The 16902-nt window shown below is 67.4% G+C and carries 15 protein-coding genes; 7 read left to right on the forward strand and 8 right to left on the reverse strand.

Features of this window, described 5'->3' with window-relative positions; genetic code table 11:
- Window positions 1-39: 39 nt before the first annotated feature.
- From ASF14_RS19610 to ASF14_RS19630, 5 genes are all read left to right on the forward strand, one after another.
- Window positions 40-2055 (forward strand): autotransporter assembly complex protein TamA, encoded by a 2016-nt coding sequence (locus ASF14_RS19610; protein ID WP_443025849.1) that lies wholly within the window; start codon window positions 40-42, stop codon window positions 2053-2055.
- A complete protein-coding gene (locus ASF14_RS19615) occupies window positions 2052-6218 on the forward strand; it encodes a translocation/assembly module TamB domain-containing protein (RefSeq protein ID WP_082442366.1) in 4167 nt (1388 codons plus the stop codon). Before ASF14_RS19610 ends, ASF14_RS19615 begins: the two co-directional genes overlap by 4 nt.
- Before the next feature lie 38 nt (window positions 6219-6256).
- Window positions 6257-7231 (forward strand): quinone oxidoreductase family protein, encoded by a 975-nt coding sequence (locus ASF14_RS19620; protein ID WP_056439334.1) that lies wholly within the window; start codon window positions 6257-6259, stop codon window positions 7229-7231.
- Window positions 7232-7373: 142 nt separating this feature from the next.
- Window positions 7374-7991 carry a peptidylprolyl isomerase gene (locus ASF14_RS19625; protein WP_056439336.1) on the forward strand — a complete coding sequence of 206 codons (618 nt, stop codon included), beginning with the start codon at window positions 7374-7376 and terminating at the stop codon, window positions 7989-7991.
- Window position 7992: 1 nt separating this feature from the next.
- Window positions 7993-8292: a putative quinol monooxygenase gene (locus tag ASF14_RS19630; protein ID WP_056439339.1), complete on the forward strand. Its 300-nt coding sequence runs from the start codon at window positions 7993-7995 to the stop codon at window positions 8290-8292.
- A gap of 22 nt (window positions 8293-8314) precedes the next feature.
- On the opposite strand, the gene ASF14_RS19635 is transcribed toward ASF14_RS19630, so the two are convergent.
- The 7 genes from ASF14_RS19635 to aroQ all read right to left on the reverse strand — a co-directional run bounded on the left by ASF14_RS19635 (window position 8315) and on the right by aroQ (window position 13492).
- Entirely contained in the window at window positions 8315-8638 is a 324-nt protein-coding gene (locus ASF14_RS19635) for a hypothetical protein (RefSeq protein WP_236697161.1), read from the reverse strand.
- A gap of 72 nt (window positions 8639-8710) precedes the next feature.
- Complete coding sequence (gene glnA / locus ASF14_RS19640; RefSeq protein WP_042490094.1) at window positions 8711-10123, reverse strand: type I glutamate--ammonia ligase; 1413 nt, start codon at window positions 10121-10123, stop codon at window positions 8711-8713.
- A gap of 107 nt (window positions 10124-10230) precedes the next feature.
- Window positions 10231-10569, reverse strand: coding sequence for a P-II family nitrogen regulator (locus ASF14_RS19645; protein ID WP_007405799.1), 339 nt, complete (start codon window positions 10567-10569; stop codon window positions 10231-10233).
- A gap of 160 nt (window positions 10570-10729) precedes the next feature.
- Complete coding sequence (arsC, locus tag ASF14_RS19650) at window positions 10730-11065, reverse strand: arsenate reductase (glutaredoxin) (RefSeq protein WP_056439343.1); 336 nt, start codon at window positions 11063-11065, stop codon at window positions 10730-10732.
- 127 nt (window positions 11066-11192) lie between these two features.
- Entirely contained in the window at window positions 11193-12545 is a 1353-nt protein-coding gene (gene accC, locus ASF14_RS19655) for an acetyl-CoA carboxylase biotin carboxylase subunit (RefSeq protein WP_056439348.1), read from the reverse strand.
- 6 nt (window positions 12546-12551) lie between these two features.
- On the reverse strand, window positions 12552-13043 hold the full coding sequence (gene accB, locus ASF14_RS19660) for an acetyl-CoA carboxylase biotin carboxyl carrier protein (RefSeq protein WP_056439351.1): 492 nt from the start codon (window positions 13041-13043) through the stop codon (window positions 12552-12554).
- 14 nt (window positions 13044-13057) lie between these two features.
- Window positions 13058-13492, reverse strand: a complete 435-nt coding sequence (aroQ, locus tag ASF14_RS19665) for a type II 3-dehydroquinate dehydratase (RefSeq protein ID WP_056439353.1) — start codon at window positions 13490-13492, stop codon at window positions 13058-13060.
- Window positions 13493-13605: 113 nt separating this feature from the next.
- Between aroQ and thiS the strand changes: the two genes are divergently transcribed.
- The gene (gene thiS / locus ASF14_RS19670; RefSeq protein WP_076715492.1) at window positions 13606-14616 is read left to right on the forward strand and encodes a sulfur carrier protein ThiS; all 1011 of its coding nucleotides are present in this window, start codon (window positions 13606-13608) and stop codon (window positions 14614-14616) included.
- Window positions 14617-14706: 90 nt separating this feature from the next.
- A complete protein-coding gene (locus ASF14_RS19675) occupies window positions 14707-14889 on the forward strand; it encodes a CsbD family protein (protein ID WP_056439483.1) in 183 nt (60 codons plus the stop codon).
- A gap of 271 nt (window positions 14890-15160) precedes the next feature.
- Here the strand turns inward: ASF14_RS19675 and ASF14_RS19680 are convergent, their stop codons facing one another.
- Window positions 15161-16810 (reverse strand): thiamine pyrophosphate-binding protein, encoded by a 1650-nt coding sequence (locus ASF14_RS19680; protein WP_201780634.1) that lies wholly within the window; start codon window positions 16808-16810, stop codon window positions 15161-15163.
- Window positions 16811-16902 lie beyond the last annotated feature (92 nt).

The raw sequence follows: 16902 nt of genomic DNA on the forward strand, positions 1-16902 counted from the left end.
TGTCGCTGTCGCATCCGCGCGGCTAGGGATTGGCGCATGATGGTCCGCGTCGGGCGGCCGCGCCGCTCGGCCGCCATCATATGCTTGGCAATGGGTCTTGGCGGCGCGGGCTGGCCCGCCGTTGCGGCTGCGCAGGTCGCAAGCTCCGCTACCCCGCCGACGTCCACGACGCCTATGGGGCAGACGATACCGGGCAGCGACCTGCCCGACGATCCGACCATGCTCGACCCCTCGGCCCCGCTGGCGCCCCTACCGGAGATCGGCGTCGCCTGGCCCGACCTGGCGACCGCGCCGGGCGATCCGATGGCCACCATGGCCGCCACCGTCGATGCCGCGGCCGAGCGGCGCTATCGCTGGCGGGTCGATGGGATCGACGGCGCGGGCGAGCTGGTCCGCCAGCGTTTCGAGCAGCTTTCCACCCTCGACGCCAATGACGGCGAGCCCGCCAATGCCGCGCAGCTCGACCGGCGTGCGCGCGAGGATGCCCAGTTGCTGATCAATTTGCTGCGCGGGGCGGGCTATTACGATGCGCAGGTAACGACCCGGATCGAGCCGGGCAACGAGCCGACCGTCCTGCTGGAGGCGGTGCCGGGCAATCTCTATCGCTTCGCGGGCGTTACGCTGGATGGGGTGACGGCGGCGGGCGACAAGGCCGCGCCGCTGGAAAAGGCGTTCGGGATCAAACCGGGCGATCCGGTGAATGCCGATACCATCGTCGCGGGCGAGGCGCGGTTGAAGACCGTGGTGGGCGAGGAGGGCTTCCCCTTCGCCAAGGTCGGCGATCCGCAGATCGTGGTCGACCGCGCCGCGCGCACCGCGACGCTGGACCTGACGGTCGATCCGGGTTTGCCCCGCCGCTATGGCCGGATCGTCATGGCGAACGACAAGCTGTTCGACGCCAAACATGTCCAAGAGATCGCCCGCTTCTCGCCCGGCCAGCCTTACGACTCCGCCGGACTGGACGATCTGCGCCGCGCGCTGGTGCAGACGGGCCTCGTGTCGTCGGTCGAGGTGAAGCCCGTGCCCGGCGACACGCCCGAGACGGTGAACATCGCCGTCGGGCTGGAGCCTGCGCCGCCGCACACCATCGCGGGCGAGCTGGGGTATGGCACCGGCGAAGGCGCAAGCGCGACGGTGAACTGGACCGACCGCAACCTCTTCCCGCCCGAAGGCGCACTGACCCTGCGCAGCGTGCTCGGCACCCGCGAGCAGCTGGGCGCGATCGTGTTCCGCCGCAACAATTTCCAGGGCCGCGACCGGGTGCTAACCGCGCAATTCTCGGCCGCGCACATCCTGCGCGACGCCTATGAGGCCAAGACGCTGTCGCTGTCGGCCGGGCTGGAGCGCCAGACGAACATCTTCTTCCAGAAGACCTGGACCTGGTCGCTGGGGGGCGAGCTGCTGACCTCGGACGAGCGCGACGTGATCGAGAGCACGGGGCAGCCGCGCAGGCGAACCTTCTTCATCGGCGCACTGCCGACCAGCCTGAATTACGACGGCTCGGACGACCTGCTGAACCCGACGCGTGGCTTCCGGCTGGGCGGGCGGATCAGCCCGGAGGTGTCGCTACAGGGCAGCGTGTTCGGCTATACCCGGACCCAGATCGATGCGAGCCTCTACCACCCGTTCGGCGACCGGGTGGTGTTGGCGGCGCGGACCCGGCTGGGTACGATATTGGGGGCGCCCCGCGACCAGATCGCGCCGTCGCGGCGCTTCTATGCGGGCGGCGGCGCCTCGGTGCGCGGCTATGGTTTCCAGGCGATCGGGCCGCGCGACGCGAACAACGACCCGATCGGCGGGCGCAGCCTGGCCGAATTCTCGATCGAGGCGCGGGTGCGCACCTTCGGGAATTTCGGCGTGGTGCCCTTTCTGGATGCGGGTAACATCTCCACCTCGCCGCTGCCGCGCCTGACGGGCCTGCGCTTCGGCACCGGGCTGGGCGTGCGATATTATTCCAATTTCGGGCCGATCCGCCTCGATGTCGGCACCCCGCTCAATCCGCAAAAGGGCGATAGCCGGGTCGCGGTCTATGTCTCGCTGGGACAGGCCTTTTGACCGACGACGTGGAGCCCGCACCCGACGCGCGGCGGGGCTTCCGCTGGGGCCGTGCTGTCGCGATCGCGGTGGCGGCGTTGGTCGGTATCGTGCTGGCGGCGCTGGGCATCGTCGATACCTCGATCGGGCATCGCTGGGTTGCGGACCGGATTGCGACCATCCGCACGCCGACGGGGCTCCGGTTCTCCGTGGGGCGGATCGACGGGTCGCTTTATGCCGACATGCGGCTGGTCGACCTGCGCGTCTATGATCTGGACGGGCTGCTGGTGCAGGTGCCGCAGGCACGACTCGACTGGAAGCCCCTGAACTGGGCGCGGGGCACGCTCGATATCCGCCGGGTCGAGGCCGCGACGGCGACGCTGTTCCATGTGCCGCATACCCGGAGCACGGGGCGGCAGACCCCGATCCTGCCCGATTTCGACATCCGCATCGACCGGCTGCGGCTCGACCGGCTGGTCCTCGCGCCGCGCGTGCTGGGCCGCGAGCGGGTGGCGAAGGTCGAGGGGCGGGCGGACATTCGCGATGGCCGTGCAGTCGTCACGCTGAACGGCGTGGTGGCGGGCAGCGACCGGCTACGCCTGCATCTCGACGCGCGGCCCGATTACAACCGTTTCGATCTGGCGGTCGAGGCCCGGGGCGCGAAGGACGGCGTGCTGGCCAGGGCGGCGGGCGTCCGCGCGCCCGTCTCGCTCGACGTTGCCGGGGCGGGTCGCTGGATGCGCTGGGACGGCATGGCGAAAGGCCGGATCGGCGGACAGCGCGCGGTCGATCTGCGCCTGTCGGCCCAGGCGGGCCGCTATGCCCTGTCGGGACAGATCGCGCCGTCGCTCGTGCTGCATGGGAGGCTCCAGCGGCTGACCGCGCCGCGCGTCATCGTCGCCGGACAGGCCGATTTTGCCGACCGCCAGTTGAACGGCGCACTGGTCCTGCGTTCGCCCGCATTGCGTGTGAAGGCGCGGGGCGTCGTTGATCTGGGCGCGAACCGGTTTGAGGGGCTGCGCGTCGACGCCAGGCTGGTCCGGCCCGAGGCACTGTTCCGCAACATGAGCGGACAGGCGATCGCCATGACCCTGCGGCTGGACGGGGCGTTCGATCAGGCGGCATTCGACTATCGGCTGGCGGCGACGCGCTTCGCCTTCGACCAGACCGGGTTCGAGCAGGCCGTCGCGACGGGCAAGGGCCGGTTGCAGGGCCGCTGGCCCTTGACCCTGCCGGTGCGCTTCACCGCGACGCGGGTGACCGGCGTGGGCGAGGCGGCGGGGGGCATCCTTCACCGGCTGTCGGCGGCGGGCGACCTGCGTATCACCCCGCGTGAGATCATGGGGCAGGGGCTGGCGCTCCGCTCGGACAAGTTGGCGGGGCGGCTGAACCTGCGCATCGACCTGACCAACGGACGCTATGACGTCGGGCTGGACGGCGCGCTTCAGCGTTACCTCATCCCCGGCCTCGGCATCGTCGATGTGAAGTCTCGCCTGTCTGCCGTGCCCGGCCCGGACGGCCATGGCACGCGTGTCGTCGGGCGTGGCGAAGCCCAGGTCCGGCGGCTCGACAACGCCTTTCTCCGATCGCTGGCGGGCGGGCTGCCGCTCCTGACCACCGATCTGGAGCGCGGCACCGACGGTATCTTCCATTTCCGCCGCCTGGTGCTGACCGGACCCGACATCCGCCTGACCGGCGAGGCGATCCGGCGGCGCGACGGTACCTTCCACTTTGTCGGCGGCGGGCGGCAGCGGAGCTATGGCCCGGTCCAGATGGTGCTCGACGGGCGGATCGACCGGCCGACACTCGACCTGCTGCTCGCCTCGCCCAATGCGGCGATGGGCCTGCGCGACGTGCGGCTGCATCTCGACCCCAATGATCAGGGCTTTGCCTTCCGCGCTGCAGGCGGCTCGCGGTTGGGGCCGTTCCAGGCGGGCGGGGCGATCCTGCTCCCGCGCGGGCAGAATGCGGTGATCCAGATTCAGCCATTGCTGGTCGCGGGGGCGCGGGCGACGGGCGCACTCACCGTCGTGCCGGGCGGTTTCGCCGGTCGTATGGATATCGGCAGCGGCGGCCTGTCGGGTGAACTGCTGTTCCGCCCGGTCGGCGAGGTCCAGCGGATCGAGGCGCATCTGGCCGCACGCCAGGCGCAGATTTCAGGCGTGACCGTCCGACAGGGCCGCGTCGACCTGATCGCGCTGCTCGATCCCGCCGGAGCCTCGGTCGAGGGCACGGCCAATGCGCAAGGGCTGCGGCGCGGCGCGTTCAATATCGCGCAACTGACCGGCACCGCCCGGATGCGCGGCGGCAACGGCGAAGTGCGGGTCGGCATTTCGGGATCGCGCGGCCGTGCCTTTTCGATCCAGACCGTGACGCAGGTTGCGCCCGACCGTTTCTCGACCACGGCGCAGGGGACGCTCGACCGGCGGCCGTTGCAACTGCTGTCGCCCGCCGTCGTCACCCGTGACGGCGACGGCTGGGCGCTTGCGCCGACGCGGTTGAGCTTTGCGGGCGGCGAAGCGACGCTGGCGGGCCGGTTCGACCGGGACTCGACCGCGATCCAGGCCAGCCTGACGCGAATGCCGCTCGCCGTGCTCGATATCGGCTATCCGGGACTGGGGCTGGGCGGCACCGCGACCGGCACGCTGACCGTCCGCCAGGTGACGGGCGCGCCGACCGGCAAGGCGGACCTGACCATCCGGGGGCTGACCCGGGCGGGCCTCGTCCTGACCTCTCGCCCGATCGATATGGGTGTGGCGGGGGTGCTGTCCGCCGACCGGCTGGGGGTGCGCGCGGTCATGGCCTCGGGCGGCAAGATCATCGGGCGCGGCCAGGCTTTGATCGTACCTGGGATCATGCCCGGCGGCGCAGGCGACTGGGCCAGCCGGATGCAGGCGGGACGGCTGATCGCGCAGCTTCGTTATGCCGGACCCGCCGATACGCTGTGGCGGCTGACCGGGGTCGAAATGTTCGACCTGTCCGGCCCGGTCGCGATCGGCGCGGACGTGACGGGATCGCTGAGCCAGCCGGTCATCCGCGGCGCGGTGAAGGCGGTGGGCGCGCGGATCGAGAGTGCGACCACCGGCACCGTGCTGACCGACGTGCAGGCCAGCGGCCGGTTCGGTGGATCGCGCCTCGTCATCGATCGCTTCGCCGCGCAGGCGGGCAAGGACGGGCGGGTCAGCGGCACCGGCCAGTTCGACTTCGCCGCCGCCAAGGGGGTCGGCCTCGACCTCTCGCTCAACGCGGCCAATGCGACGATGATCGCGCGCGACGATATCGGTGCGACCGTGACCGGGCCGCTGACCTTCCATTCCGATGGTGCGGGCGGCACGATCGCGGGCGATGTGGTGCTGAACCGCAGCCGCTATCGGCTGGGCCGCGCGACGGCGGCGACCGCCGTGCCGCAGCTCAACATCCGCGAGATCAATATCCCGGGCGGCGGCGAGGAGGACGATGTCCCGCGCAAGCCCTGGACGCTGGCGGTGAAGGCGCGCGCGCCGGGCGGGCTGATCGTGTCGGGCCTGGGGCTGAACAGCGAATGGTCGGCGGACCTGAAGATCGGCGGCACGCCCGACAATCCGGCGATCACCGGCCAGGCGACGCTGATCCGCGGCGATTATGAATTTGCGGGGCGCGAGTTCGATCTAGCGCGCGGCATCATCCGCTTCGGCGGCGAGGTGCCCGCCAACCCCGCGCTCGACATCGCGGCCAACGCCAATGTCCAGGGGCTGAGCGCGACGATCCGCGTGACCGGCACCGCGCTGAAACCCGAGATCGGCTTTTCCAGCACGCCCGCGCTGCCCAATGACGAGCTGCTCTCGCGCCTGCTCTTCGGCACCTCGATCGCTAGTCTGTCCGCGCCGGAAGCGTTGCAGCTCGCCGCCGCCGTGGCCGCGCTACAGGATGGCGGCAACGGGCTGAACCCGATCAACGCGGTGCGGCGCGCGGCGGGGCTGGACCGGCTTCGCGTGCTGCCCGCCGACGTCCAGATCGGCCGCGCCACTTCCGTGGCGGCGGGCAAATACATTACCCGGCGTTTCTATGCCGAGATCATCACCGACGGGCAGGGCTATTCGGCGACGCAGATCGAGTTCCAGGTGACGCGCTGGCTGTCGTTGCTCTCCAGCATCTCGACGCTGGGGCGGCAGAATGTGAATGTGCGGATATCCAGGGACTATTGAGACGTTGGCCCGCGCGAATGCGAACAGGAGTTTGGCCCATGGAAAAGACCGCCTTTATCGACAAGACCGGCGGGCCCGAGGTCATCCAGTGGCGTGACGAGCAACTGCCCCCGCCCGCGCCGGGCGAGGTGCGGATGCGCCACCATGCGGTTGGGTTGAACTATATCGACACCTATCACCGCAGCGGGCTGTACCCGATCGACCTGCCGGGCAAGCTGGGCTCCGAGGCGGCGGGCGTGGTCGAGGCGGTGGGCGAGGGCGTGACCGACTTCGCGGTCGGCGACCGGGTGGGCGTGTTCGGCCCGGCGCGCGGGGCCTATGCCACGGCGCGCAACGTCGCGGCCGACCTGCTGGTGCCGCTGCCCGACCATGTCGACGACCGGACGGCGGCCGCGATCCTGCTGAAGGGCGCGACGACCGCTTTCCTGATCGAGGATTGCGCCAAGGTGCAACCCGGCTGGACCGTGCTGGTCCATGCGGCGGCGGGCGGGGTCGGACATCTCGCGGTCGGTTGGTTGAAGACGATCGGCGCGACCGTGATCGCGACCGTCGGGTCCGAGGCCAAGGCGGAGAAGGCTCGCGCAGCGGGGGCCGATCATGTCATCCTCAACCGGCAGGAAGACGTCGCGGCCCGCGTGCGCGAGATCACCGGCGGCGCGGGCGTGCCCGTGGTGCTGGACGGCGTGGGCAAGGCGACCTGGGAAGCCTCGCTGAACAGCACGGCGCGGCGCGGGCTGGTGGTCAGCTTCGGCAATGCCTCGGGCGCGGTGGACGGCGTCAATCTGGGCATCCTGGCCGCGAAGGGCTCGCTGTTCGTGACCCGTCCGACCCTGTTCGACTATGCCGTCACGCCGGACGAGAAGCGCAGCCTGATCGCGCGGGTCTTCGCGATGCTGGAAAAGGGCGCGATCACGCCGGAGATCGGCCAGTCCTTCGCGCTGACCGATGCGGCCGAGGCGCACCGGGCGATCGAAGCGGGGGAGACGGTGGGAAGTACGGTTCTTATTCCGTAAGGGCGCGCGTGGGCTTCGACTTCGGGTGTTTTGGTGTGATCCGCCCAAACTCCGTTCAGGCTGAGCGAAGTCGAAGCCCAAGGGATACACCCCGCCCCAAATCCCCGCTAACCTGACGCCAGTTCCGCACCCGGAGACCCCGATGATCGCGCTCCTGCCCCTCGCATTGCTTGCCGCCCAGACCACCCCCGCGACCCCGCCAGCCCCCGCCACCACCGAGGCCCCCAAGCCCGTCATGGTCCGCGTCGCGATGCAGACCAGCCTCGGCCCCGTGGTGATCGACCTCGACCGCACCCATGCGCCGATCACCACCGCCAATTTCCTGCGCTATGTCGACCAGCATCGGCTCGACGGCGTGACCTTCTATCGCACGGTCCGCGTCGCGCCCGATTTCGGCTTCGTCCAGTTCGGCATCCAGAACGAGCCGAAGCGCATCCTGCCCCCGATCGCGCATGAGCCGACGACGAAGACCGGCATCAAGCACACGGACGGCACCATCTCGATCGCACGCCTCGCCCCCGGATCGGCGCGCGGCGACTTCACGATCATGGTCGGCGACCAGCCCTCGCTCGACGCCGATCCGTCCAAGCCCGGCGACAATCTGGGCTATGCCGCTTTCGGCCATGTGGTCGAGGGGATGGACGTGATCCATAAGATCCTCGACCGGCCCGCCGACCCTGCCAAGGGGCCGTTCAAGGGTGAGATGCTGGCCGCGCCGGTGAAGATCCTGTCGGCCAAGCGGGTGGCCACGGCAAAGTAACATGCTGCTGATCGTCGGCACCATCTGCTTGCCCCCGGACAAGCTCGACGCGGCGCGCCCGGTCATGCGGCGCATGGTAGAGGCCAGCCGCGCCGAGCCGGGATGCCTGGACTATGGCTATGCCGAGGATGTGCTCGATCCCGGCCTCATCCATGTGAAGGAGTTGTGGACCGACCAGGCGGTGCTGGATCGACACTTCGCCTCGCTGCACATCGCCGAATGGCGGGCGGCGTGGCCTTTACTGGGGATCGGTGAGCGGCGGCTGGTCGTTTACGAGATGGGCGAACCGCGCATGACCTGAATTATGGTTTTAGGCTGTTCGTTCAACGCGTCCCCCGCGCGATGCGCGCGTGCCGCTGCGTGACCTTGAGCGGTACGGCTATGGCGACGAACAAAGCCATGGCACCGAAGAGCAATGCTGCGTCGAATTGTCGTTGCAGCAGGGCGATGGCAACGGCGCAGGGGATCGCGATGATGGGCGTCAGCTTGGTGACCCACCATAATATCGGTCCCCATCCGGGCCGATCCCTGACATCTCTATCCACCAGAAGCAGCACCAGCGTGGCGATCAGCTTGGCACTGAGCATGAGAGCGACGACCCAGCTCAACAGGTCGATCGGGGCGGAAAAACCGAAGCCGAAAAGCACCTTTCCACTCCTCCCAAAAAGAAAGGGGCCTTGCGGCCCCTTTCCCCGTAGTGACATCGTGCAGGGGCTGGATCATCCGCTGTAATACATGTCGTATTCGACCGGGCTGGGGGTCATTTCCCAGCGCATCACTTCGTGCATCTTCAGCTCGATATAGCTCTCGATCTGGTCCTTGGTGAACACGTCGCCCTTCAGCAGGAAGTCGTGGTCGGCGGCCAGAGAGTCGAGCGCTTCGCGGAGCGAACCGGCGACGGTCGGGACCTGGGCCAGCTCGGCGGGCGGCAGGTCGTACAGGTTCTTGTCCATCGCCTCGCCCGGATGGATCTTGTTCTGGATACCATCCAGACCTGCCATCAGCAGCGCCGCATAGGCAAGATACGGGTTCGCCAGCGCGTCGGGGAAGCGCACTTCGACGCGCTTCGACTTCGGGCCGGTGCCGTACGGGATGCGGCACGAGGCCGAGCGGTTGCGCGCCGAGTAGGCGAGCAGCACCGGCGCTTCATAGCCCGGCACCAGGCGCTTGTAGCTGTTGGTGGTCGGGTTGGTGAAGGCGTTCAGCGCCTTGGCATGCTTGATGACGCCGCCGATGAAGTACAGGCAGGTTTCCGAGAGCCCTGCATAGCCGTTGCCGGCGAACAGCGGGGTCTTGCCTTCCCAGATCGAGAAGTGGGTGTGCATGCCCGAGCCGTTATCTTCCTTGATCGGCTTCGGCATGAAGGTCGCGGTCTTGCCATAGGCCTGCGCGACCTGATGCACGACATATTTGTAGATCTGCATGCGGTCGGCGGTCTGGGTCAGCGTGCCGAAGGTCATGCCCAGTTCGTGCTGCGCGGCGGCGACTTCGTGGTGGTGCTTGTCGCAGGGCAGGCCCATTTCGAGCATGGTCGAAACCATCTCGCCACGGATGTCGACGGCCGAGTCGACCGGCGCGACGGGGAAATAGCCGCCCTTGGCGCGCGGACGGTGGCCGAGATTGCCACCCTCATATTCGCGACCGGTGTTGGTTGGCAGCTCGATATCGTCGATCTTGAAGTAGGACGATGCATAGTTCGTGTCGAACTGCACATTGTCGAACATGAAGAATTCGGCTTCCGGACCGACATAGACGGTGTCGCCGATGCCGGTGGTCTTCACGAACGCCTCGGCGCGCTTGGCGGTCGAGCGCGGATCGCGGGCGTACAGCTCGCCGGTCGACGGCTCGACGATGTCGCAGAACACGATCAGCATCGGGGTGGCCGAGAAGGGATCGGTGTACACGGCGTCGAGGTCGGGCTTGAGGACCATGTCCGACTCGTTGATCGCCTTCCAGCCCTCGATCGACGAACCGTCGAACATCAGGCCGTCGGTCAGCTCATCCTCACCCAGGATCGAGGCGACCATGGTCAGGTGCTGCCACTTGCCCTTGGGATCGGTGAAGCGCAGGTCGACCCACTCGATCTCTTCGTCCTTGATCTGCTTCAGGATATCGCTGGCCGTATTCGCCATGTTCCGTTCTCTCTCTGCTTGGCCGCCCTCCGGCGAAAGGCCGGGGCCGGTGATACGTGTTTAGTGGGGCCGAATGTCAGCCCGGTGACGGATGAGTATGGGGTGCGTCAGATCGCCGCGTCGTCGCGTTCGCCCGTGCGGATGCGCAGTGCGGTCTCGACGGGGATCACGAAGATCTTGCCGTCGCCGATCCGGCCGGTCTGCGCGGCGGCGGCGATCGCCTCCACCACGCGTTCGGCCAGGCCGTCCTCGACCACCACTTCCAGCTTCACCTTCGGCAGGAAGTCGACGACATATTCGGCGCCGCGATAGAGCTCGGTATGGCCCTTCTGGCGGCCGAAGCCCTTCGCCTCGGTGACGGTGATGCCGGACACGCCGATTTCGTGCAGTGCCTCCTTCACCTCATCGAGCTTGAACGGCTTGATGATCGCCTCAATCTTTTTCACGAGCCTGACTGCCCCCGATGTTGTTCGAACCCTCGCCCGACCCTGCGCGTAGCAGGGATCGTGCCAACTGCCTTTCCCTCGTAAGAGGGTAAGAAATCGATCAGAATTGCGCCCGAAAAGCGGGCATGGTGCCAAGTGCTGCTCAAATTATGGGCAGCGGTCACAGGATGCCCCGCACCGCTTCGGGAGGCCGTCCGATCACGACGCCGTTGGGCGTCTCGACCAGTGGCCGCTCGATCAGGATCGGATGGGCGGCCATCGCGGCCAGCACGGTCGCGTCATCCGCGTCGGCCAGCACCTTGGCCTCGGCCTCCGCCTTGCGCAACCCGTCGCGCGGCGACAGCCCGCCCTTGGCATAGAGCCGCGCCAGTTCCTCGGCGCTCGGCGGCGTCTTCAGATATTCGATCACCGTCACATTCGCCCCGGCCTCGTTCAGCAGGGCCAGCGCCTCGCGCGACTTGGAGCAGCGCGGGTTGTGGAGGATCGTCGCCTTCATCGCCGACGCTTTTGGCATGGGTGGCGGGGAATGTGGAGGGGTAATCCCCGCTTTCGGGCATGAAAAAGCCCCCTCCCGACCGGGGAGGGGGCCAAGTTTTCCTCCCTGCAGGGGGAGGAGTAGGAGGTTACGCGCCCTGCTTGGCCAGCCATTCCTCCAGCCACTTGATCGTATAGTCGCCCTTCTGGAATTCGGGGTCGTCGAGCAGCGACTGGTGGAGTGGGATGGTCGTCTTCATCCCCTCGATCACGAACTCCTCCAGCGCGCGGCGGAGGCGGCGCAAGGCGCCTTCGCGGGTCGTGCCGTAGACGATCAGCTTGGCGATCATGCTGTCGTAATAAGGCGGGACCTTATAGCCCTGGTAGAGGCCGCTATCGACGCGGACATGCATGCCGCCCGGTGCGTGATACATCTTCACCGTGCCCGGCGAGGGGGCGAAGGTGCGCGGGTCTTCCGCGTTGATGCGGCACTCGATCGCATGGCCGCGGAACTGCACGTCCTGCTGGCGCAGGGTCAGCGGATGGCCCTCGGCGATGCGGATCTGCTCGCGGACCAGATCCAGTCCGGTGATCATCTCGGTGACGGGATGCTCGACCTGAAGGCGGGTGTTCATTTCGATGAAATAGAACTCGCCGTCTTCCCACAGGAATTCGATCGTGCCCGCCCCGCGATAGCCCATATCGGCCATCGCCTTGGCGACGACGCCGCCCATGCGGGCGCGCTCCTCGGCCGTGATGATCGGCGAGGGGGCTTCCTCCAGCACCTTCTGGTGGCGGCGCTGGAGCGAGCAGTCGCGCTCGCCCAGATGGATCGCCTGGCCGTTGCCGTCGCCGAACACCTGGAATTCGATATGCCGGGGATTGCCCAGATATTTTTCCATGTACACGGTCGAGTCGCCGAACGCGGCCTTCGCCTCCGAACCGGCCTGCTGCATCAGCGTTTCGAGCTGGTCCTCGGAGGGCACGACCTTCATGCCGCGTCCGCCGCCGCCCGATGCCGCCTTGATGATCACCGGATAGCCGATCTTGGTGGCCAGCGCCTTGGCCTCATCGAGATCCGAGATCGCGCCGTCCGAACCGGGGACGAGCGGCAGGCCGAGCGCACCGGCGGTACGCTTGGCCTCCACCTTGTCGCCCATGATCCGGATATGCTCGGGCTTCGGGCCGACGAAGATCAGGCCGTGTGCCTCGACGATCTCGGCGAACTTGGCGTTTTCCGAGAGGAAGCCGTAACCCGGATGGATCGCGTCCGCGCCCGAAATTTCGGCGGCCGAGATGATGTTCGGGATGTTGAGATAGCTGTCGGCGGCCGCGGGCGGGCCGATGCACACCGCCTGGTCGGCGAGGCGCACATGCATGGCATCGGCGTCGGCCGTGGAGTGCACGGCGACGGTCTCGATCCCCATCTCGTGACAGGCGCGGTGGATGCGAAGCGCAATCTCACCGCGATTGGCGATCAGGAGTTTCTTGATCTGCGCCAAGGCGGCTTACTCGACGACGACCAGGGGCTGGTCGAACTCGACCGGCTGGCCGTTCTCGACCAGGACGGCGGTGACGGTGCCCGCCTGGGTCGCGGTGATCGGGTTCATCACCTTCATGGCTTCCACGATCAGCAGCGTGTCACCGGCGGCGACCTTCTGGCCGACGGCGGCGAAGGGCTTGGCGCCCGGCTCGGCCGACAGATAGACGGTGCCGACCATCGGCGACTTTACGGCGTTGGCCGACGCGGCCGGAGCCGAGGCACCGACTTCCGCTGCGGCGGGTGCGGCAGCGACGGGCGCGGCCACCGGGGCGGCCACGGGCGCAGGGGCCGGCGCATAGCCCATCTGGGCGACGGCTGCGGCCTTGCGCGCGACGCGGATCTTGCGGTCGCCATGCTCGACCTCGATTTCGGTCAGGGCGGTGGCGTCGAGCAGCTCGGCGAGCTGACGGACGAGGTCGACATCGACCTTCATCGCTTGTTCGGTCTTTTCGGTCATGGGACGCGCTCCTGTCAGAACCGGGCCGCGGCTTCAAGCGCGAGCAGATAGGAATGCGCGCCAAAACCCGCGATTGTGCCTTTTGCGGCACGCCCGATGAAGCTCTCATGGCGGAATGGCTCCCGCGCATGAGGGTTGGATAGGTGAACCTCGATCACCGGGGTCGTCACCGACTTGATCGCGTCATGGATCGCGATCGACGTATGGGTGAAGCCCCCGGCATTGAGCAGCACGGCTTTCGCCTCATAAGCCTGGGCCTCGTGCAGCCAGTCGATCAGATGGCCTTCATGGTTGGACTGGCGCATGTCGATCGCCAGGTCCAGCTCGCGCGCGCGATCCTCCAGCAGCCCCGCAATATCGTCCAGCGTGTCATGGCCATAGATATGCGGCTCGCGCAGGCCGAGCAGGTTCAGGTTCGGCCCGTTGAGGACATAAACGGTCGCGGGCATCGGCACTCCCATGGTTGCGGCTCGGGATGGCCGGGCCTAGATCGAGGGCCTTCCTTAACCGCATGCCCTATCCCACGTCGAGCGGGCAGCGACTTGCATGGTAAGTGACACATATGCCCCATACCGATGGAACCGTGACGATCACCGTGAATGGCGAGCATAAGCGGGTGGCGGCGGGCCTGTCGCTGGCCGATCTGGCGAACCAGCTGGGGCTGGTGCCCGAAAAGGTGGCGGTGGAGCGCAATCTGGAGGTGGTGCCGCGCTCGACGCTGGCGCAGGTCGAGGTCGAGGATGGCGACGAGATCGAGATCGTGCACTTCGTCGGCGGCGGCGACCATGCGGTGACGGTCGCGGACGATGATTCGTGGGAAGTTGCGGGCCAGCGTTTCCGCTCGCGCCTGATCGTCGGGACCGGCAAGTACAAGGACTTCGCGCAGAATGCGGCGGCGGTCGAGGCGGCGGGGGCGGAGATCGTCACGGTCGCGGTGCGCCGGGTGAACGTGTCGGACCGCAACGCGCCGATGCTGACCGATTTTATCGACCCGAAGAAGATCACCTATCTGCCCAACACGGCGGGCTGCTTCACCGCCGAGGATGCGATCCGCACCCTGCGGCTGGCGCGCGAGGCGGGCGGCTGGGACCTGGTCAAGCTGGAGGTGTTGGGCGAGGCCAAGACGCTCTACCCCGATATGTATGAGACGCTGCGCGCGACCGAGATCCTGGCCAAGGAAGGCTTCAAGCCGATGGTCTATTGCGTCGACGATCCCATCGCCGCCAAGCGGCTGGAGGATGTCGGGGCGGTCGCGATCATGCCGCTGGGCGCGCCGATCGGCTCGGGGCTGGGCATCCAGAACAAGGTGACGATCCGCCTGATCGTGGAGGGGGCGAAGGTGCCGGTGCTGGTCGATGCGGGCGTCGGCACCGCCTCGGAAGCCGCTGTCGCCATGGAGCTGGGCTGCGACGGCGTGCTGATGAACACCGCGATCGCCGAGGCCAAGGACCCGGTGCTGATGGCCCGCGCGATGAAGGCGGGGGTCGAGGCGGGGCGCATGGCGTACCGTGCCGGGCGCATGGGCATGCGGCGCTACGCCGACCCTTCCAGCCCGCTTGCGGGCCTGATCTAACTTTAATTTCACGGAACTTGCCGCGTAACGAACCGTTGTGTTTCCGAGTGTTCAACGGGATTTGTCAATCCCCAGTAAATGGAGGCCGCAATGGGTGAGCTGACCGACAAGATCAAGGGCAACGTCAACGAGCTGGTTGGCAAGGCCAAGGAAGCCATTGGCGAGCACAACAACAACGACAAGCTCGTGGCCGAGGGCGAAGCCCAGCAGGTCAAGGGCAAGGGCGAACAGATGAAGGGTTCGGTCAAGGGCGCTCTTGGCGACAACATCTGAACCTGCTAGTCGTTTTCTGACTAAAGCAATCAGCAACGAACTCGCCGCCCCGGTTTGCGCCGGGGCGGTTTTCTTTTGTCTGGACTCTTCAAAGTTATGCAATCGATTTTATGATAGCGTTACTTTGAGTGCAGGATGAGGTCTTGGCTGGCCGAAGCTCTTGCAAGCAGAGCGAATGTCTCAACTCGGCTGCGTTCGTGGCCTTCCATCCCGAGGTCGAAGGCCCATGCGCAAGCTGGCACCTGCAACGGTGCCTCCCGCCAAAATGGGCCTATCGCTGGGCGATTCGTGACAGCGTGGTGGCGGGAGTGATGACCTCGATATCCGTTTTCAGGTGCAACAGGCGCACGCCCGTCTCCGCCATGGCGCGAGACAGGGCAGGGGCGAAGTCCTCGGTCCGCGTCACCGTCTCGCTCCAGCAGCCATAAGCACGCGCCAGCGCCGCAAAGTCCGGATTGGCGAGTGCGGTTGCCGCCACGCGGCCGGGATATTCGCGCTCCTGATGCATGCGGATCGTGCCATATCCGCCATTGTCGACGACTATCACCAACATCGAAGCACCATGCTGCACGGCGGTCGCCAGTTCCTGTCCGTTCATCAGGAAGCAGCCATCGCCCGCCAGCGCCACCACCATCCGCTCCGGATGACGCAGCGCGGCGGCGGTGGCGGCGGGCACGCCATAGCCCATCGCGCCGCAGGTCGGGGCCAGCTGACATCCCGGCTCGTAGCGCCAGTAGCGATGCCACCAGCCCGAATAATTGCCCGCGCCGTTGCAAAGGATCGAATCGGCGGGCAGGACCTCCCGCATCGCCGCGACACATTGGCCGAGATCGAGCGTCACGCCATCGCGCGGGGTCGGATCGGTCCATGCGCGATAGGCGGCATGGGCTTCCGCACCGGAGGGATGCGGCGCGGCGGCTTCCGTCGCCAGAAGTTCCAGCATCCCCAGCGCCCGGTCCACATCGCAACACAGGGCCAGATCGGTGCGATAGATGCTGTGCAACTCCTCCGGGTCGGGATGGATATGGATCAGCGTCTGACCCGGATGGTCGGGCGTGATCAGGCTATAGCCGTCGGTCGTCGCTTCCCCCAGGCGCGCGCCCAGCACGATCAGCAGGTCGGCCTGCTTCACCCGAGCGACCAGCGCGGGATTGGGGCCATAGCCCAAATTGCCGGCATAGACCGCGCAGTCGGCTGACACGGCATCCTGCCGCCGGAATGCCGCGACCAGCGGGATGCCCGCCGCTTCACCCCATTGCTCGGCCAGTGCCACCGCATCGTCATTCCAGTGCGCGCCGCCGATGATCGCGACCGGGCGCTCGGCCCTGGCGATCAGATCCTGCACGGCCATGACGTCCTCGATCCGCACATCCTGCGACGGGCGTTCGATGCGGGGGCGGGGCGTGCCTTGGATCATGTCGCACAGCATGTCCTCGGGCAGCGCGAGGACGACCGGCCCCGGCCGCCCGCTCATCGCGGTGGCATAGGCGCGGGCGACATATTCCGGGATGCGCGCGGCATCGTCGATTCGCGCCGCCCATTTGGCGAGCGGAGCGAACATCGCCTGGAAATCGACCTCCTGAAAGGCTTCGCGGTCGCGGGTGCCCCGGTCGAGATCGCCGATGAACAGGATCATCGGTTGCGAGTCCTGCCGTGCGACATGGACCCCGATCGCCGCATTGGTCGCGCCCGGCCCGCGCGTGACGAACGCCACGCCCGGTCGTCCGCTCAGCTTGCCGTCGGCGCAGGCCATGAAGGTCACGCCGCCCTCCTGCCGACAGGTCACCAGATCGATCGCGGGCGTGTCATGCAGTGCATCGAGGACCGCCAGGAAACTCTCGCCCGGCACGGTGAAGATACGGTCGCACCCCTGTTCGAGAAGCGCATCGACAAGCAGGCGTCCGCCGGTTTTTAAGGTCATGGAGGCCAGCCTAACGCCGCTTCATTGCAAAGCGCAAACGCTGGCCCGCGCAAAGCGCAAACGCTGGCTTGACCCGGCTCCGTGGCTCCGCC

Source organism: Sphingomonas sp. Leaf257 (genome assembly GCF_001422185.1).
GTDB classification, from domain to species: domain Bacteria; phylum Pseudomonadota; class Alphaproteobacteria; order Sphingomonadales; family Sphingomonadaceae; genus Sphingomonas; species Sphingomonas yabuuchiae.